The organism is Microbacterium sp. LWH3-1.2, from assembly GCF_040675855.1.
Lineage (GTDB): Bacteria > Actinomycetota > Actinomycetes > Actinomycetales > Microbacteriaceae > Microbacterium.
Genome location: NZ_JBEGIK010000001.1, coordinates 2,205,401 through 2,223,890, shown reverse-complemented (window position 1 = coordinate 2,223,890; position 18,490 = coordinate 2,205,401). Strand labels below are relative to the sequence as shown.

The 18,490-nt window shown below is 69.9% G+C and carries 18 protein-coding genes; 1 reads left to right on the top strand and 17 read right to left on the bottom strand.

Annotation, left to right across the window (positions count from 1 at the left end):
• Positions 1-72 precede the first annotated feature (72 nt).
• Complete coding sequence (locus MRBLWH3_RS10235; RefSeq protein ID WP_363431339.1) at positions 73-1,704, top strand: cytochrome b; 1,632 nt, start codon at positions 73-75, stop codon at positions 1,702-1,704.
• Here MRBLWH3_RS10235 and MRBLWH3_RS10230 read toward each other — a convergent pair.
• From MRBLWH3_RS10230 to MRBLWH3_RS10145, 17 genes are all read right to left on the bottom strand, one after another.
• Positions 1,691-2,113, bottom strand: a complete 423-nt coding sequence (locus tag MRBLWH3_RS10230) for a GNAT family acetyltransferase (RefSeq protein WP_363431336.1) — start codon at positions 2,111-2,113, stop codon at positions 1,691-1,693. The two genes, MRBLWH3_RS10235 and MRBLWH3_RS10230, sit on opposite strands and share 14 nt — an antisense overlap.
• Entirely contained in the window at positions 2,110-3,048 is a 939-nt protein-coding gene (gene miaA, locus MRBLWH3_RS10225; RefSeq protein WP_363431333.1) for a tRNA (adenosine(37)-N6)-dimethylallyltransferase MiaA, read from the bottom strand. The genes MRBLWH3_RS10230 and miaA overlap by 4 nt, the downstream gene beginning before the upstream one ends.
• 7 nt (positions 3,049-3,055) lie before the next feature.
• Positions 3,056-4,606: a tRNA (N6-isopentenyl adenosine(37)-C2)-methylthiotransferase MiaB gene (gene miaB / locus MRBLWH3_RS10220; RefSeq protein WP_363431330.1), complete on the bottom strand. Its 1,551-nt coding sequence runs from the start codon at positions 4,604-4,606 to the stop codon at positions 3,056-3,058.
• A gap of 49 nt (positions 4,607-4,655) precedes the next feature.
• Positions 4,656-5,510, bottom strand: coding sequence for a regulatory protein RecX (locus MRBLWH3_RS10215; RefSeq protein WP_363431327.1), 855 nt, complete (start codon positions 5,508-5,510; stop codon positions 4,656-4,658).
• The gene (gene recA, locus MRBLWH3_RS10210; RefSeq protein ID WP_363431324.1) at positions 5,510-6,559 is read right to left on the bottom strand and encodes a recombinase RecA; all 1,050 of its coding nucleotides are present in this window, start codon (positions 6,557-6,559) and stop codon (positions 5,510-5,512) included. Before recA ends, MRBLWH3_RS10215 begins: the two co-directional genes overlap by 1 nt.
• Positions 6,560-6,815: 256 nt before the next feature.
• Positions 6,816-7,040, bottom strand: a complete 225-nt coding sequence (locus MRBLWH3_RS10205; protein WP_363431321.1) for a DUF3046 domain-containing protein — start codon at positions 7,038-7,040, stop codon at positions 6,816-6,818.
• A gap of 18 nt (positions 7,041-7,058) precedes the next feature.
• A complete protein-coding gene (locus MRBLWH3_RS10200; protein ID WP_018172206.1) occupies positions 7,059-7,367 on the bottom strand; it encodes a helix-turn-helix domain-containing protein in 309 nt (102 codons plus the stop codon).
• A 168-nt stretch (positions 7,368-7,535) separates the two neighbouring features.
• Complete coding sequence (locus MRBLWH3_RS10195) at positions 7,536-8,021, bottom strand: CinA family protein (protein WP_363431318.1); 486 nt, start codon at positions 8,019-8,021, stop codon at positions 7,536-7,538.
• Positions 8,018-8,590, bottom strand: a complete 573-nt coding sequence (gene pgsA, locus MRBLWH3_RS10190) for a CDP-diacylglycerol--glycerol-3-phosphate 3-phosphatidyltransferase (RefSeq protein WP_363431316.1) — start codon at positions 8,588-8,590, stop codon at positions 8,018-8,020. Before pgsA ends, MRBLWH3_RS10195 begins: the two co-directional genes overlap by 4 nt.
• Positions 8,591-8,648: 58 nt before the next feature.
• A complete protein-coding gene (locus tag MRBLWH3_RS10185; protein ID WP_363431314.1) occupies positions 8,649-11,393 on the bottom strand; it encodes an FtsK/SpoIIIE family DNA translocase in 2,745 nt (914 codons plus the stop codon).
• Positions 11,394-11,496: 103 nt separating this feature from the next.
• The gene (locus tag MRBLWH3_RS10180) at positions 11,497-11,991 is read right to left on the bottom strand and encodes a GNAT family N-acetyltransferase (protein ID WP_363431311.1); all 495 of its coding nucleotides are present in this window, start codon (positions 11,989-11,991) and stop codon (positions 11,497-11,499) included.
• Positions 11,992-12,015: 24 nt separating this feature from the next.
• The gene (locus MRBLWH3_RS10175) at positions 12,016-13,692 is read right to left on the bottom strand and encodes a ribonuclease J (RefSeq protein ID WP_363431309.1); all 1,677 of its coding nucleotides are present in this window, start codon (positions 13,690-13,692) and stop codon (positions 12,016-12,018) included.
• A 73-nt stretch (positions 13,693-13,765) separates the two neighbouring features.
• Positions 13,766-14,743 carry a 4-hydroxy-tetrahydrodipicolinate synthase gene (gene dapA / locus MRBLWH3_RS10170; protein WP_363431307.1) on the bottom strand — a complete coding sequence of 326 codons (978 nt, stop codon included), beginning with the start codon at positions 14,741-14,743 and terminating at the stop codon, positions 13,766-13,768.
• Positions 14,744-14,880: 137 nt separating this feature from the next.
• Positions 14,881-15,633, bottom strand: coding sequence for an endonuclease domain-containing protein (locus tag MRBLWH3_RS10165; RefSeq protein ID WP_363435442.1), 753 nt, complete (start codon positions 15,631-15,633; stop codon positions 14,881-14,883).
• A gap of 668 nt (positions 15,634-16,301) precedes the next feature.
• Positions 16,302-17,066 (bottom strand): SDR family NAD(P)-dependent oxidoreductase, encoded by a 765-nt coding sequence (locus tag MRBLWH3_RS10155; RefSeq protein ID WP_363431304.1) that lies wholly within the window; start codon positions 17,064-17,066, stop codon positions 16,302-16,304.
• Positions 17,067-17,087: 21 nt separating this feature from the next.
• Positions 17,088-17,612 (bottom strand): dihydrofolate reductase, encoded by a 525-nt coding sequence (locus MRBLWH3_RS10150; protein WP_363431301.1) that lies wholly within the window; start codon positions 17,610-17,612, stop codon positions 17,088-17,090.
• Positions 17,609-18,448, bottom strand: a complete 840-nt coding sequence (locus tag MRBLWH3_RS10145; RefSeq protein WP_363431298.1) for a thymidylate synthase — start codon at positions 18,446-18,448, stop codon at positions 17,609-17,611. Before MRBLWH3_RS10145 ends, MRBLWH3_RS10150 begins: the two co-directional genes overlap by 4 nt.
• Positions 18,449-18,490 lie beyond the last annotated feature (42 nt).

Sequence of the window (18,490 nt, the reverse complement as noted above, 5' to 3'; positions counted from 1 at the left end):
GTCGGCGACAGGCGCTGTCACACTCTGCCGCCTGCCGGTGTCCTATGGGTGAGAGCGACATGAGGAGGCGGCGTGCACGGCAGCGAGATCGAGACGGATCCGCACCACGGCGGGAGAGGTCGGAGGCGCTCAGCGACCGACCGGCTGGCCGACCGGATCGCGCGGACCACCCTGTTCGGCCATCGCATCGATGATGTCTGGGCCGGGCTGCGGCGGCGTCGTGCTGCTGCCCACTGGACGAGTCTCTTCGGGGTGGTGTCCGCCGCAGCGCTCGTCGTGGTGACGCTGACGGGCGTGATGCTCATGTTCTTCTACACGCCCTCGGGCGCGCCCACCACCTACGCGGGGTCCTCTGCGCCGCTCTACGGTGCCGAGGTCTCCGAGGCGTTCGCATCGACGATGCACGTCACGTTCGACGTGCCCGGCGGGAAGCTGCTCCGGCAGTCGCACCACTGGGCGGGGCTCCTGCTTCCCGCGTCCATCGTCCTGCAGCTGGTGGCGACCTTCTTCACCGGCGGATTCCGCCGGCCGCGCCGCGGCATGTGGGTGCTGCTGCTGCTCGCGTTCATCGCCGTGCTCGCGACGGGGTGGAGCGGCTACGCCCTCCCCGACGACATGCTCTCGGGAACCGGCCTGCGCATCGTCGAAGGCATCATGCTCGGTATGCCGGTCGTCGGCACCATGCTCAAGACGGTGCTCTTCGGCGGGTCGTTCCCGGGACGCATCATCGAGAACCTCTATCCGCTCCACACCGCGGTTCTGCCCGGGGCGCTCCTGCTGTTCGTCGCCCTGCGGGCCGTCGCGTCTTGGCGGCACGGCGCCCCGCGATTCCCGGGCGGTCACGGTGCGGCGCGCGACGGAGTGCCGCTCATCCCCACGGCAGCCGCCCGCTCAGGAGGACTGTTCCTCGTCGTGACCGCCCTGCTCGTGCTCATGGCGGCCACTGTGACGGTGAGCCCGATCTGGCTCTACGGTCCCGCGGATCCGGGCAATGCCGGCGCGGGCAGCCAGCCCGACTGGTACACCGGCTTCCTCGACGGCGCGCTGCGACTGGTGCCGCCCGGGTGGGAGGTCGTGTGGCTCGGTCGGACGTGGACCCTCGCGATCCTGGCACCGCTGGCCGTCGTCGGCGCCTTCTTCGCGGTCGTCGCGACCTACCCGTTCCTCGAGGCGTGGGTGACCGACGACCGCCGCGAGCACGACGTCCTCGATCGGCCGCGGGTCGCGCCCACGCGCACTGGGATCGGCGTGGCCGGCCTCGTGTTCGTCGGCGCGCTGTGGGCGGCAGGCGGCGCCGATGTCATCGCGCGCGCCTTCAGCATGAGCATCGAACACGTGATCCTGTCGCTGCAGTCCGCCCTCGTCATCGGACCCTTCATCGCGTTCTCCGTCGCGCGACGCGTCTGTCTGGGCCTGCAGCGCAAGGACCGCGAACTTCTGGACCACGGCTACGAGACGGGCCGCATCGTGCGGCTGCCCGGCGGTGAGTATGTCGAACTGCACCACCCGCTCGACGACGCGGAGCGGGCGCGCATCGCGCTGACCCCCGCACCGCTGCCGCCCGACCTCGGCCCGGACCGGCGCGGCACGCGGAGCGTCGCCCGGCGTGTGCGCGCACGCCTCTGGGCGCTCTACGCGCAAGACCGCGTCGACGCCGCAGCGCCGCACGCGGACGCCGCCCAGCTTCCCGTCAGTCGGCGATGAGGCGCTTGCCGGTGTTCCACGTCTCGAACGGCTCGTAGCCGAGCGCGTCGTAGAACCCCTGGGCGATTCCGTTCTCGGGTCGCACCATCAGCTGCACCTTCGGGCAGCCCATCTCGGTGAGAAGCTCCTCCGCTTCGGCGACCAGCTTGCGCGCGATCCCCTCGCCACGCCGTTCGGGGGCGCTCGCGAGGTAGTAGAGCCAGCCGCGGTGGCCGTCGTAGCCCGCCATGACCGTGCCGACGATCGTCCGGTCGTCGACGGCGACCAGGAAGAGCTCCGGCTGCACGGAGAGCTTGCGGCGGATGTCCTGGTACGGGTTGTTCCACGGCCGCGTGAGCCCGGTCTGCTGCCATAGCGAGACGACGGCCTCGGTGTCGGGGAGGTCGAAGGCCCGGATCGAGATGCTCATGACCACGAGTCTGCCAGGGCCGCAGCATCCGTTGCCGGATCCACCCAACGAAGATCGTCATACCGCTTGAACCACGACACCTGGCGCCGCGCGTAGCGGCGCGTCAGGGCCTGCGTCTCGGCGATCGCCTCGGCCTCGGTCATCTCGCCGGTCAGCTGCGCGAGCGCCTGCGCGTAGCCGATGGCGCGGCGCGCGGTCACGCCGCGCTCGAGGCCGCGCTCGCGCAGTGCCCGCACCTCGTCGAGAAGCCCGTCCCGCCACATCGCCTCCACGCGCGCGTCGAGGCGGACCACGAGTCGATCGCGCGGCACCGCGACCCCGATGATGCGCGTGTCGCCGTGCCAGACCACGGGTTCGTCGGGCAGTGTCGCGCCGTGTGTGCGTTCACCGAGTTCGAGCACCTCGAGGGCACGCACGATGCGGCGCCCGTTGCGCGGGTCGACCTTGGCGGCCGTGGCGGCATCCAGCTCGCGCAGGCGGGCGTAGAGGGCTCCGGGGCCGTGCGCGTCGAGCTCCGCCTCGAGCCGGGCACGGAGCTCCTCGTCCCGTGGCGGGAAGCGGAAGTCGAAGAGCACGCTCGACACGTACAGCCCCGAGCCGCCGACCAGCACGGCGTCGGCGCCGCGGCCGTGGATCTCACGGATCGCGGTACGCGCTGCGCCTTGATACCAGGCGACCGCAGCGTCGTCGGTGACATCGAGCACGTCGAAGAGGTGATGACGGATGCCGCGTCTCGCGGCCTCGGGAAGCTTCGCGGTGCCGATATCCATGCCGCGGTAGAGCTGCATGGCGTCCGCATTCACGATCTCGGCCGGGCGGCCACGCGCCGCGAAAGCTTCGGCGAGCTCGAGCGAGAGCGCGGTCTTGCCCGTCCCCGTCGCGCCGACCACGGCCCACAGGCTCGGGGTCGGAGCACCGTCGACGGTGGTGCTCACGGACGGATCAGACGCCGATGCGCAGCGTCGGCAGACCCAGCGAGACCGCGCGCGGCGCGCCGGACTCCCCCGCAGGCGCCGGGATGCCGCACGACTCCGCCTGCGAGCGATCCCAGGCGTCGCCGGAGCGTGTGCGACGGATGCGCAGCGGCGCGCCGTCGGTGGCGTCGGCGAGCAGGTGGAACGGAGCGGCGTGCGTCACGACGACGGAGACGACGTCTCCGGGGCGCGGCTTGTCGCACCCTGCAGGCACCTCGAAGTGCACGAGCCGGTTGTCTTCGGCGCGGCCGGTGAGACGGTGGGTCTCGGCGTCTTTCTTGCCCTCACCCGTCGAGACGAGCACCTGCAGCTCGCGCCCGAGCTGCTTCTGGTTCTCCTCCAGCGAGATGCGCTCCTGCAGCGCGACGAGACGTTCGTAGCGCTCCTGAACGATCTCCTTGGGCACTTGGTCGGACATGGTCGCCGCCGGGGTGCCCTCGCGGATCGAGTACTGGAACGTGAAGGCGCTCGCGAACCGCGCCTGCTCGACGACCCGCATGGTGTCTTCGAAGTCCTCGTCCGTCTCGCCGGGGAAGCCGACGATGATGTCGGTCGAGATCGCCGCGTCGGGCATCTTCTCGCGGACGCGATCGAGGATGCCGAGGAACCTCTCGCTGCGGTACGACCGGCGCATCGCCTTGAGGATGCGGTCGCTGCCCGACTGCAGCGGCATGTGGAGCTGCGGCATGACGGCCCGGGTCTCGGCCATCGCATCGATGACGTCGTCGGTGAACGCGGCGGGGTGCGGGCTCGTGAAGCGGATGCGCTCGAGGCCCTCGATCTCACCGGCGGCGCGCAGCAGCTTGCCGAACGCCTGACGGTCGCCGAACTCGACGCCGTACGAGTTGACGTTCTGGCCGAGGAGCGTGACCTCCATGGCGCCGTCGTCGACGAGGAGCCGGATCTCGTTCAGGATGTCGCCGGGACGGCGGTCCTTCTCCTTGCCACGCAGGCTCGGCACGATGCAGAACGTGCAGGTGTTGTTGCAGCCGACCGAGATCGAGACCCAGCCGCTGTAGACGCTGTCGCGCTTGGTGGGCAGCGTCGAGGGGAAGATCTCGAGAGCCTCGAGGATCTCGAGCTCGGCGTCGCCGTTGTGACGCGCACGTTCGAGAAGGCCAGGCAGGGACCCCATGTTGTGGGTGCCGAAGACGACATCCACCCACGGCGCCTTCTGCTGGACGACGTCCTTGTCCATCTGAGCGAGGCAACCGCCGACGGCGATCTGCATTCCCTCGTGCTTGTCCTTGCGGGACTTGAGATGGCCGAGCGTGCCGTAGAGCTTGCCGGCCGCGTTGTCGCGCACGGCGCAGGTGTTGATGACGACGACGTCTGCCTCCTCGCCCGCCTCGGCGCGGACGTAGCCGGCGCTCTCGAGCGAACCGGAGAGGCGCTCAGAGTCGTGCACGTTCATCTGGCAGCCGAACGTGCGCACCTCGTACGTGCGCGCACGCCCGTCGACATCGTGCGCGGCCGCGGAGGACGCGATGAGAGTCGGGGTGGCGGAAGGGGAAGACATGGTACCGCCATTCTACGAGCCGCCAGGATGCGCGGAGGCTGCGCGTGGATCAGTCGAACCTCACGCGTCCTGAGGGACGCATCGATTCGTCCAGCGCCTGCCGCGCGGCGTTGAGGGCCGCCGACCCGCCGTAGCCGCGGCGTGCGAGCTGGCCGGCGAGCCGGCGAAGGGCGACGTCCCGCTCGAGCCCGCGCATGGAGCCCGCCTTGGATCGCGCGAACTCGAGAGCGCGGTCGGCGTCGTCGTCGGGCAGCTTCGCGAGCGCCGCATCGGCGATGTCGCGCGGCACGCCCCGCTTCGCGAGGCTTTGCGAGATCGCCTGGCGTCCCTGACCCTTGCGGTCGATGCCGGCGTGCACGAGCTGCTCCGCGAGCCGGGCGTCATCGAGGTAGCCGCGCGCGAGGAAGGTGTGGAGGATCGCCTCGACACCCTCGCTGCCGAGTTCGAACTGGCCGAGGTACGTCTTCGACTCCGAGACGGAGAGCTGACGCGCCCGCAGCTTCTTCAGCAGGCCGAGCTCGGCCGCATCGGCTGAGCCGGCCGAGTCGGCGCCGTCCCGTCCGCTCCCTCGGCGCCCGCCGGAGCGGGTTCTGCCGGCCCGCTCGGTTTCGAGGTCGATAGGGCGGGCATCCCGCTCAGGCTCGCGGCGTCCGCCCCGAGCGTCGTCCCATTCAGTCCGCCGTTCAGCCGCAGCAGGCGCCGACGGCGCCGAGGCAGGTGCGCCCCAGGAGTCGGAGGTGGTCCGCCTCTCGGGAATGCGGTCTTCCAGCTGCTGGCGCACGTCGGCCGCGGTTCTCGGATACGCCCTCGCGCTCCGGTCGCCGAAGAGCGAGGTCACGGGGGCGAGCCCGGCGTCGTTCTCGAAGCCGGACTCCTCTCCCCCGCTGTCGACGAAACGGACCATCAGGCCGGGCGGCGCGCCGCCAGCTCGTCCGCGACCTCGCCCGTGGCCTTGGGCACGCCGATGCCGAGCTTCGTCTTGATCTTCGTCTCGATCTCGGCCGCGACATCCGCGTTCTTGAGGAGGAAGTTGCGGGCGTTCTCCTTGCCCTGCCCGAGCTGCTCGCCCTCGTAGGTGTACCAGGCGCCGGACTTCTTGACGATGCCGTGCTCGACCCCGAAGTCGATGAGGCTGCCCTCGCGAGAGATGCCGACGCCGTACAGGATGTCGAACTCGGCCTGCTTGAACGGCGGCGCCATCTTGTTCTTGACGACCTTGACGCGCGTGCGGTTTCCGACCGCCTCGGTGCCGTCCTTGAGGGTCTCGATGCGACGGATGTCGAGGCGCACCGACGCGTAGAACTTGAGCGCCTTACCGCCGGCGGTGGTCTCGGGCGAGCCGAAGAACACGCCGATCTTCTCGCGCAGCTGGTTGATGAAGATCATCGTGGTGTTGGTCTGGTTGAGGCCACCGGTGAGCTTGCGCAGCGCCTGGGACATGAGGCGCGCCTGCAGACCGACGTGCGAGTCGCCCATCTCGCCTTCGATCTCGGCCTTGGGCACGAGGGCGGCGACGGAGTCGATCACGATGAGGTCGATCGCGCCGGAGCGCACGAGCATGTCGGCGATCTCGAGCGCCTGCTCACCCGTGTCGGGCTGCGAGACGAGCAGCGCGTCGATGTCGACGCCGAGCTTCTGTGCGTAGTCGGGGTCGAGCGCGTGCTCCGCATCGATGAATGCCGCGATGCCCCCGGCGCGCTGCGCGTTGGCGATCGCGTGCAGGGTCAGCGTCGTCTTACCTGACGACTCCGGTCCGTAGATCTCGATGATGCGGCCGCGCGGGAGACCGCCGATGCCGAGCGCGACATCGAGGGCGATCGAGCCGGTGGGCACGACCTCGACGGGAGCGCGCTCGTCGCTGCCGAGCCGCATCACCGAGCCCTTCCCGAACTGCCGGTCGATCTGGGCGAGGGCCGATTCCAGGGCCTTCTCGCGGTCAACGGGTGATGGCATGACGTGCTCCTCTATGCTCGCGTTCCGTCGCCTGTAGGCTGTCGCGCTCCACCCCGGTGGGACGGATGCTGCGACAAGGCGTGAGGTGTCGTTCGACGCTGTTCACGTTAGGGAGGGGCTCCGACATCGGCCTTCGCTCCATCCCCCTACGTGGAAAACACGCTCTCGACACCTGCTGTGCAGGAGCCTACGCGGGTCTCGAACACTTCTTCGATGACACGCCGGGACCACGGCCACGCAACGCGTGCGCCCGCCGTCAGCGGTGACGCGGCTCTAGTCGTCCGACGCCGTAGCGCCGCTCAGCGGGAACGTCCAGCTCCTCGCACAGCGCGATCCACACCTCGCGCGGATCGACGCCGGCTTCGATCGCCTCGGCGGCCGTGCGACCGCTCACCTTCGACAGGTACAGATCGTTCACGACGGCGTTCGCGCGCGGACCGAACTCGTCGCTCACCGCACGGTTGAACTCACTGCGACGCATACGGAGAAAGCGGCGCGATCAGCGCAGCGACAGCTCGGCGTCGACCGACGCCACGAGGTCGTCGGGGACCACGTCGGGGAAGGTCTGCAGGCCCTCGAGGACCGAGATGCGGTCGCCGACCTCGCGCATGATGATCGAGATCGGAACATCGAGCGCCTCGGCCACCGACGCGAGGATCTCGCTCGAGGCCTCCTTCTGGCCGCGCTCCACCTCGCTCAGGTAGCCCAGCGCGACACTTGCGCGGCTGGCCACCTGGCGGAGGGTGCGCCCCTTCTGCTGGCGGAAATCACGAAGCACTTCGCCGATCTCTTGACGTACCAGGATCATCAGGGCCCCTCCTCACTTCTGATTCCACCGTCGTCCGGGTGGCCAACAGTACAGCACCGGATGATGTCAATCTAATCCCGTGGACTGGGCAATGGGTGGGAATCTCCGAATGTAACCGAGACGAAACACCATCTGTTCCCGGACCCGATGTCACGCACGACGCCTGCCTCACAGCAGCGTGCGCGTCAGCTCCAGCACTTTCTGCACCGTCATGGCGCGGATGTCGTCGCGCGAGCCCGTCAGCGCCAGTTGCGAGACCACCGTCGTCTCGGGTGTCGCCACGGCGATGTAGACCATGCCGACGGGACGGCCGTCCTGGGGATCGGGTCCGGCGACGCCGGTGGTCGCCAGGCCGACATCCGCGCGGAGCACGCGGCGCACGCCGTGGGCCATCTGCTCCGCGACCGTGGGATCGACGGCTCCGCGCGCGGCGAGCAGGTCCGCCTCCACACCGAGGGCCGTGGTCTTGAGGTCGGTGGCGTATGCGACGATCCCGCCCCGCACGGATGCAGAGGCGCCGGGAACGTCGACGAGTGCAGCCGTCACGCGACCGCCGGTCAGCGACTCCGCGGCCGCGATCGACCAACCGCGGACGTGAAGCGCCCGCAGCACGGCGGCTGCGGCATCCGTTGCGTTCGACGCCTCGTCCTTCACGCGTCGCGCCGCTTCGCGCGGGCGGCGCGCACCTCGGTCACGATGTAGTCGATGCCGCTCGCGATCGTGAGGATCACCGCGATGGTCATGAGCACGCCGTTGACCCAGAAGATCCCGTCGCCGACGACGGTCCACAACGGCAGCAGGGCCAACGAGAGCGCAAGCGCCTGGGCGAGCGTCTTGAGCTTGCCCATCCAGGCGGCCGCCAGCACGTGGTCGCTCACCACCACGAACCGGTAGACGGTGATGCCGATCTCGCGGATGAGGACGACGATCGTGATCCACCACGGAAGCTCGCCCAGGATCGACAGCCCGATGAAGGCGAAGCCGGTGAGAACCTTGTCGGCGATCGGGTCGAGGAGCTTGCCCAGGTCGGTGACGATCTCGTGCTTGCGGGCGAGATAACCGTCGATCCCGTCGGTCGCGATCGCCACGATGAACAGCACCGCGGCCCACCACCGGAGGGCCCCGTCCGCTCCCCCATCGGCCAGGAGCATCCACAGGAAGACCGGTGCGCACAGGATGCGCACGATCGTGATCGCGTTGGGCAGTTGCCGGGGGATCGCCATGGCCCGAGCCTATCGGCGCCCTCGTCCCGGGGCGGCCGTAGCGGTCCCACGCCGTGGGTCAGTCGCGACCCGTGAGACCCCAGGCGTCCTCGGAGCCGTCGTCGTCGCTCTCGACGACGGGGTAGCCGTCGTACTGCGAGGCCACGGCATCCGTCCCGTAGCGATCTTCCGCAGCCGCGGCGGGCGCCGCCGGAGCGGCGGGCGCCACGTCGGGCACATCCTCACCGCGCAGGCGCGCGAGCACCGACGGCAGCTGCTCGACCGTCACCAACACGTCGCGGGCCTTCGACCCCTCGGACGGGCCGACGATCTCGCGAGATTCGAGGAGGTCCATGAGGCGGCCGGCCTTCGCGAAGCCGACGCGCAGCTTGCGCTGGAGCATCGACGTCGAGCCGAACTGACTCGACACGACGAGCTCGGCCGCCGCGAGCAGCAGCTCGAGGTCGTCTCCGATGTCGGCGTCGATCTCCTTCTTCTCGGCCACCGCCGCCACATCGGCGCGGTACTCCGGCCGCGCCTGGTGCGTGACGTGCTTGACGACCTCTTCGATCTCCTTCTCGCTCACCCACGCACCCTGCACGCGAAGCGCCTTCGAGGCACCCATCGGCAGGAAGAGGCCGTCGCCCTGACCGATCAGGCGGTCGGCGCCGGGCTGATCGAGGATGACGCGAGAGTCGGTGACGCTCGTCACGGCGAACGCCAGGCGCGACGGCACGTTGGCCTTGATGAGACCCGTGACGACGTCGACCGAAGGCCGCTGGGTCGCGAGCACGAGGTGGATGCCCGAGGCGCGCGCGAGCTGAGTGATGCGCACGATCGAGTCCTCGACGTCGCGAGGCGCCACCATCATGAGGTCGGCGAGCTCGTCGACGACGACGAGCAGGTACGGATACGGCTTGAGCACCCGCTCGCTGCCCGGAGGCAGCGTGATCTCGCCCGCGACGACGGCCTTGTTGAAGTCGTCGATGTGGCGGAAGCCGAACGATGCGAGGTCGTCGTATCGCATGTCCATCTCCTTCACGACCCACTGCAGCGCCTCTGCGGCCTTCTTCGGGTTCGTGATGATGGGCGTGATGAGGTGCGGCACCCCGGCGTACGACGTGAGCTCCACGCGCTTCGGGTCGATGAGCACCATGCGGACGTCCGCGGGCTTCGCCCGCATCAAGAGGCTCGTGATCATCGAGTTCACGAAACTGGACTTGCCCGAGCCTGTGGAGCCGGCGACGAGGAGGTGGGGCATCTTCGCGAGGTTCGCCACGACGTAGCCGCCGCCGACGTCCTTGCCGACGCCGATCGTCATGGGGTGCGTCTGGCTGGTCGCGGTCTGCGAGCGCAGCACGTCGCCGAGCGTCACGATCTCGCGATCCGTGTTCGGGATCTCGACGCCGATCGCGCTCTTGCCGGGGATGGGGGCGAGGATGCGCACCTCGTTCGAAGCCACCGCGTAGGCGATGTTGTTGGTGAGCGCGGTGATGCGCTCGACCTTGACGCCGGGGCCGAGCTCGATCTCGTACTGCGTCACGGTGGGCCCCCGGGAGAAGCCCGTCACGCGCGCGTCGACGGAGAACTGGTCCAGCACGCTCGTGATGGCCCGCACGGTGTCGTCGTTGGCCTGCGAGCGCGCCACGTGGGGCGAGCCTGCGGCGAGCGAGTTGACCGAGGGCAGCCGGTACGGCACGGACGGCGAGTCGACCGTCGCGACGGAGCCGATGCCGTCGAGCCCGGGAAGCGTCCCGTCGTCTTCGATGACCTCGGCGTCGTCGCGCAGCGATGTGCGCGACGACGCCGTCGCCTTCGCCGCCGACAGCACCGCAGCGTCGATGACCTCGGTGAGCGCGTCCGCCGGCGGTGCCGGCGCCGGCGCGACGGGGGCGATGGCCTGCTCGAAGCCGCCCTGCGATGAGCCCGCCGGCAGCAGCTCGGTGAGGTCCTGCGAGCCGAGCCCGCCCTCCGGATCCTTCTCGCGCCCCGTCTTGTTGCGGCGCCAGAACGGCAGCGAGGAGTCGCCCTCGTCGTCCGCACCGGCCGCGGCCGCCGCATCCGCCGTCGTCTTCTCTTCCCGGAGCTCAGCGCCGAACATCCAGGCGTACAGCTCGCCCAGGCGGCGGCCGATGCGGTTCGGGGGCGTCTTCGTGATGATCAGGATGCTGAGCACCGCCAGGAGCGAGAGCACGATGTACGCGCCGACGTCGGTGAGCACGAGCGCGAGCGGCTCGCCGAGCATCCAGCCGAACAGCCCGCCCGCCTCGCTCAACGCGGGAAGCCCCTGGTTCGGCTGAGGCCGACCGCCGGCGACGTGGCAGAATCCCGCGATCGTGAGGACGAGCAGGCCGAAGCCGATGCCGACGCGGCCGTTGTCGTGCACCGACGACGGATGCCGGAACATCCAGCCCGCGAGCATGAGCAGCAGGACGGGGAGCACGAACGCCTCGCGGCCGATGAGGCCGCCCACGGTGTACGCGCTGATGGTCTTGGCGACCTCGTTGCCGATGAAGAACCACTCGTTCACGGCGCCGGCGATCGCGAGCAGCACGAGGAGGAAGGGGAAGCCGTCGCGGCGCTGGTCCTTCTCGAGCGCCTCGGGACCGAACGCGCGGAAGAGGCCGCCGATGGCGTGCGCGAGGCCCATCCACGCCCGCACGACGACGGGCGGGCGCTCGGGTTGATCGACGTAGCGCTTGGGTGCAGGTGCCGGCTTCGCGGCCGCGGGCTTGCGCGCCGACGAGGACGCGCTTGAACGCGCGTTCGTCGACGCGCTCGAAGACGCGCGCGACCGGCTGGTCGGGCTTGAGCTCCTGGCCATTCCCCCACGGTAGGCCGACACCCCGACATTTCCCCGTAACCACGCCGCCGCGCGATCGCGGGCCGGGCGCGTCGGGCAGATCGCAGGCCGGAGGATGGATCCGTCAGCGCAGGCGCTTGACCATGGTGTCGCGGCCCGATCCGCTCTGCGTGACCGCGAAGCCCTCGCTGCGGTACAGCGTCGACGCGAAGTTCCCGCGCTCGACGCTCAGGCTGATGCGCGCGAAGCCCTGCGCTCCCGCATGCTCGCACAGCCGCTGCAGAAGCGCCCGGCCGACGCCGTGGGCACGCCAGATCGGGCGGACGCCGATGATGAGCTCGGGAACCCCGGTGCCGACGTAGCCGAAACCCGGGTCGTCCCGCGGCAGCATCCGGTACCAGGCGGCGCCGACCGACTCGCGGTTGGTGTCCTCGGCCACGAAGCCGGCGTCGCCCGGCCGCATCCAGCCGGCCACGTAGCGCCGGTGGTCGGCGCCGCCGAGCACCTCGTGACGGGGCCGCGCGCCGCCCTGGCGCCAGTTGGCCGCCTCGACGACCATGTCACCGAGGAAGGCGCCGTCCGCCGACACGGCGGGGCGGATGCGGAACGAGGAGGCCACGACGCCGATCGTACGGCCCGCGTGTTACGCCTCGATGACGAGGGGCACGATCATCGGCCGGCGGCGCAGCGACTGGTTGACCCAGCGGCCGATCGTGCGGCGCACCACCTGCGACAGCGCGTGCGAGTCGCGGACGCCGGACTTGGCGGCCTCGGCGAGCGCGGCGGCGATCTTCGGCTTGACGTCCTCGAACACGGCGTCGTCCTCGGCGAAGCCGCGCGCGTGCACCTCGGGGCCGGAGATGACATTTCCGGTCGAGGCGTCCACGACGACGATCACCGAGATGAATCCCTCTTCGCCGAGGATGCGGCGGTCCTTGAGGTCGGCATCCGTGATCTCCCCGACGGTCGATCCGTCGACGTAGACGAAGCCGAGGTCGAGCTGGCCGACGATGTGCGCGACGCCGCCCTTGAGGTCGATCACCGTGCCGTTCTCGGCGAGGATCGTGCGCTCGGGCTCGATGCCGGTGTCCTGCGCGAGACGCGCGTTCGCCATCAGGTGGCGGTACTCGCCGTGCACCGGGAGCACGTTCTTCGGCTTCAGGATGTTGTAGCAGTAGAGCAGCTCGCCGGCGGCGGCGTGGCCCGACACATGCACCTTGGCGTTGCCCTTATGCACCACGTTCGCGCCCAGTTTCGTCAGCCCGTCGATCACGCGGTAGACCGCGTTCTCGTTGCCCGGGATGAGGCTCGACGCCAGGATGACGGTGTCGCCAGGACCGGGCTCGATCGCGTGGTCGAGGTTCGCCATCCGACTGAGCACGGCCATCGGCTCGCCCTGCGAGCCCGTCGACATGTAGACGATCTGGTCGTCGGGCAGGTCGCGCGCCTTCTTGTAGTCGATGAGCACACCCTCGGGCACATGCAGGTAGCCCAGGTCCTCGGCGATCGTCATGTTGCGGAGCATGCTGCGGCCGAGGAGGGCCACGCGGCGCCCGTGTGCTGCCGCGGCGTCCAGCACCTGCTGCACGCGGTGGACATGGCTCGAGAAGCTCGCGACGATGACTCGCCGCGGGGCCTTTCCGATCACCTGGTCGAGCACCGGACCGATCGAGCGCTCGAGGGGGGTGAAGCCCGGCACGTCGGCGTTGGTGGAGTCGACGAGGAAGAGGTCGACGCCCTCCTCCCCCAGCCGCGAGAACGCACGGAGGTCCGTCAGCCGGCCGTCGAGCGGCAGCTGGTCCATCTTGAAGTCGCCGGTCGCGAGCACGAGACCGGCGGGAGTGCGGATCGCGACGGCGAGAGCGTCGGGGATCGAGTGGTTCACCGCGACGAACTCGAGCTCGAAGGGCCCGAGGTTCTCGCTCTGGCCCTCTGCGACCGTCAGGCTGTAGGGCTTGATGCGATGCTCTTTGAGCTTCGCCTCGGTGAGCGCGAGCGTCAGGCCGGATCCGATGATCGGGATGTCGCTCTTGAGCTTAAGCAGATAGGGCACCGCGCCGATGTGGTCTTCGTGACCGTGCGTGAGCACGACGCCGACGATGTCGTCGAGCCGCTTCTTGAGCGGCTCGAAGTCGGGGAGGATCAGGTCGACGCCCGGCTGGTGCTCCTCGGGGAACAGCACGCCGCAGTCGACGACGAGAAGCTTGCCCCCGTACTCGAATACGGTCATGTTGCGGCCGACCTCACCGAGGCCGCCGAGCGGGATGACCCGCAGGGTTCCTGCCTCGAGCTCGGGCGGGTCGTACGGGGTGGTGGGCATTGCGAAGCCTCCTCCGGGCGCTGGCACACCCGTCATCTGCGCGCCGTCACCCGTTCGGCGACGGCGCGATTCGTCATCTCGTGGTGCCCGAGACCTTCGGCAGTGCGCCGCCGGCGGCGGCGTTGCGGTCGGGGCGGAAGTTCGAGAAGTCGGCGCCGGGAACATGGCTCACGAGAGCGAGCTCGTCCTCGATCTTGGCGGCCTCCCACTCCTCCGGTCCGACCAGTGGCAGCCGCACGCGCGGGCTGCCGATGCGGCCGAGGCCGTGGAGGATGTACTTCGTCGACACCGTGCCGGGCACGTGCGTCATCACGGCGCGCACGAGCGGCTCGAGCTGCTGGTGCGCGGCGGTCGCGGTCTTCAGGTCGCCGGTGTTCACGGCGTCGACGATGGCGCGGTACGGCTGGGCCGCGATGTTCGCGGTGACGCCGATGAGGCCGGTCGCGCCGATCGCGAGGTGCGGCAGCACGTTGGCGTCGTCGCCCGAGAAGTACATCAGGTCGGTCTGGTTGAGCACGCGGCTCACCTCGCTGAAGTCGCCCTTGGCGTCCTTGATGGCGAGGATGTTCGGGTGCTTGGCGAGGCGCAGGATCGTTTCGTAGCGGATCGGCACGCCGGTGCGGCCCGGGATGTCGTACAGGATCACCGGCAGATCGGTCGCGTCGGCGACCAGGCGGAAGTGCGTGAGGATGCCCGCCTGCGTGGGCTTGTTGTAGTACGGCGTGACGATCATGATGCCGTCGGCGCCGACCTTCTCGCTGGCCTTGTAGAGCTCGATCGCGTGCGCGGTCTCGTTCGACCCGCCGCCCGTGATGATCTTGGCGCGGCCGGCGGCGACATCCTTTCCGACCTCGACGAGGCGGATCTTCTCCGCATCGGTGAGGGTCGACGTCTCGCCCGTGGTGCCGGTGACGACGATGCCGTCGGCCCCCGCGGTGATGACGTCATCGATGTGCTTCTCGACAGCGGGCCAGTCGACCTCGCCGTCGGCCGTCATGGGGGTGACGAGCGCGACGAGCACCTGTCCGAAGGGATTGCCCGTATGCGTCATGCACTCAGGTTATCGGGATGCCGCGCCCCGGCGCGCCCGGTGACGCCCGCCCCACCTCCGCCACCCATTCGCCGAAAGACGGGTCGGTCACGCAACACGCCGGGTCGCAGCATCCGTCACCGGCGTGTCCGGATGACTCACCCGTCCTTCGGCATTCGGACGGAAGCAGGGGACGGATGCTGCGTGCCGCGACGGGCGGAGACGGCTCGTGGTCGCCACGTCAGGCCGGCCGGGCTCCGGTGCAGGTTCCGGGAGACCGCGGCCAGGATCGCGGCTTCGACGGCCTCCCAGTCGTGGACGATGAGCGCGTAGTCGAAGCGAAGCGTGACGAAGCCGAGCGCCATCGCCACGGCGTCGCGTACGCGGTCACGATGCCGGGACGGCCCGTCGTGAGTGTCGCCGTCGGCCTCGACGATCAGGCAGTCGCCGATGACGAAGTCGACCACTCCGACTCCCGGAACGGCGACCTGCGGGGTCAGCGCGAGCCCGTGCGTGCGGAGCCGGAGCCGAACGAGGGATTCGAGCCCGCTGTCGGCGTCGGAGCGCGCGAAGTCGACGAGCCAGCGCGATGCAGCGGGGAGGGTGAGCTTCAGCCGCTCCCGGGAGGCATCATCGAGCATGCCCTGCCGCAGTGCTGACTCGAGCGCCGCGAAGAACGCCTCATCGCCCCGGCACCCGAGGATCTGCCGGAGACAGTGGAGGATGCCGACGGACGCCAACGTCGGATCGTCGACGGCGATGTCGCAGTGGAATGCGCAGCATGCGCCTTCTTCCGGCGCGGGGTGAAGGGCTATCCGCACCGCGTGGTGCTTCTGGTCGATCCAGGTGTGGACCGGCTCCTGCTCCCCGTCGTCGAGAAGCCACAGTCCGTAGGCGCGTCCTGCGCTCACACATGCGATCCGTCCGCGATGGCTCAGCGCCTCCACGATGGCTGGTGGGGTCGAAGGCAAGGCGTACACGCCGACCCGAGGTCGCATGAGAAGGCCCTCGGCGTGTGCGCGAGCGAGGTCACTCTTCCGGACACTCTGCTGAACGATGTCGCGGGTGCGCGCGACACCCCCCAGCAGCTCCACGGCTGTGACGGCGGATTCGACGTTCATGCCTCACGATTGCGCGACCCTCTCGCCGCGCAGACCGAGGGGGGTCGGTCGGTGGAGAACCTCGGGAATGAGCCATGTGGGGAGGAACCTCCGGTGGTTCACCCCCGCCTGCCGCCAGGCCAGCCTCCCGGGCGCCGAAACACGGGTTGATCACACAACACGCCGGGCCGCAGCATCCGTCACCGGCGTGTCGTCGTCACCGACCCGTGTTTCGGCCAGGAGAGGCTGGGGGGTCGACGGCGGGAGCTGGGAACCCCTCGACCCCGTCCATCCGAGGTCAGTGGAGCCCGACCCGGGCGCCGAAACACGGGTTGATCACACAACACGCCGGGCCGCAGCATCCGTCACCGGCGTGTCGTCGTCACCGACCCGTGTTTCGGCAGCGGGAAGGACCCGTGTTTCGGCAGCGGGAAGGACCCGTGTCTGGGCAGCGGGAAGGAGGTGCGGCGGCCGGGCGGTCAGCGACCGCGCTCTCCGAGACGGGCGGCCAGCGACGGGGGCGCGAACCGCGCGAGGGCGACGAGCACCCTGTACCGCCGCGAGGGGATCGACACCGCTCTGCCGCGGGCGGCGTCACGCAGGGACTCGTCCACGACATCGCGGGCGTCGAGCCACATTCCGTCGGGCACGCCCTCCTGCCCCGGGGGCAGTCCGAGGCGCTGGTGGAAGTTCGTGTGGGTGTACCCGGGGCACACCGCGGTCACCGTCACTCCGCGCGGGCCGTAGCGACCGTTCGCCCACCGGCTGAAGCTCACGAGCCACCCCTTGCCGGCGCCGTAGGTGGAGCGCGGGATGAACGCCGCGACCGATGCGACGTTGATGATGCGCCCGTGCCCTCGCGCGAGCATCGCGCCGAGCGCGGCGTGCGTCAGGCGCATGGGCACCTCGACGTGCAGTTCGAGGTGGCGCACCTCGTCCTCGATGTCGTTGCGCTCGAACGCCAGCGGCAGCCCGAACCCCGCGTTGTTCACGAGGATCTCGACGGGCCGGGCCTCGTCGGCCACGCGCGCCTCGACCCGCTCGCGCTGGCGGCGCTTGAGCAGGTCGGCGCCGAGCACCTCGACCTCGACCCCGTAGGTCGACCGCAGCCGGACGGCGAGCTGCTCGAGGGCCTGCCGGTCGCGGGCGACGAGCACGAGATGCGCGCCCTTCGCCGCGAGCTGGCGCGCGTACTCCGCGCCGAGACCCGAACTCGCACCGGTGATGAGCGCCGTCTTCGCCATGCGCGCCAGCCTATTGGCGCGTCAGTGTGCGCTGCGCTGCGCCGGTCGCACCAGTCGCAGGAAGCGGTAACGGATGCCGGAACCGGAGGTATGCCAGCCGTCGACCGGGTCCGTCGTGACCGTGACCCACCCGGCTCGGTCGGGCGCGACGGTGTCCCCCTCGACGGCGACGTCGAGCTCGGTGACCTCGAGGAGGTCGGCGAGGTCGATGGCTTCGCGGAACAGCTGCCCGCCGCCGATCACCCAGATGCGTTCCGGCTGCCCGTCGTCTGCCAGAGCCAGCGCAGCCTCGAGCGATCCGCAGCGGTCGGCGCCGGCATCCGTCCAGTCGTCCTGTCGGGTGATCACGATGTTGCGCCGCGCGGGCAGCGGGCGGAAGCGCGCCGGGAAGGACTCCCACGTGCGGCGGCCCATGACCACCGGCGCGCCGAGGGTGAGCGCCTTGAAGTGGGCGAGGTCTTCCGGCACGTGCCATGGCATCCCGCCGTCGGCGCCGATCACCCCGCCGTGCGCCTCGGCCCAGATCAGGCCGATCGGAGCCGTCATACCGCGACCGCCCCGCGGATCGCGGGGTGGTGCTGGTAGTCCTCGAGCACGAAGTCGTCGTAGCGGTAATCGAAGATCGACTCGGGCATCCGCGCGATGCGCAGCGTGGGGTACGGGTACGGCTCGCGGGTGAGCTGCTCGCGCACCTGCTCGACGTGGTTGTCGTAGATGTGACAGTCGCCGCCGGTCCACACGAAGTCGCCGGGCTCGAGCCCCGCCTGCTGCGCGACCATGAGCGTCAGCAGCGCGTACGACGCGATGTTGAAGGGCACGCCGAGGAAGAGGTCGGCGCTGCGCTGGTACAGCTGGCACGAGAGCTTGCCGTCGGCCACGTAGAACTGGAACATCGCGTGGCAGGGGGCCAGCGCCATGTCGGGGATGTCGGCCGGGTTCCACGCCGACACGATCAAGCGGCGGGAATCCGGGTTCGCGCGGATCTGGTCGATCACGAGCGCGATCTGATCGATGTGCTCGCCCGACGGAGTCGGCCACGACCGCCATTGCACACCGTAGACGGGGCCCAGCTCGCCCGAGGCATCCGCCCATTCGTCCCAGATGGTGACGCCGTTCTCCTGCAGCCACGCCACGTTGGACTCGCCGCGCAGGAACCACAGCAGCTCGTACGCGATCGACTTGAAGTGCACGCGCTTGGTCGTGATGAGGGGGAAGCCCTGCGAGAGGTCGAACCGGATCTGACGGCCGAACGCACTCGTCGTGCCGGTGCCGGTGCGGTCGTCCTTGTGGGTGCCGTGCTCGAGCACGTCACGCAGAAGGTCTTCGTACGGGGTCGGGATCGGCGTCGTCACGGCTGCCACGATACCCGCGCTCGGCGACATCGCGCCCGCGCCCGCGCCGCCGTCGCCCTCACGCCGTCGCCC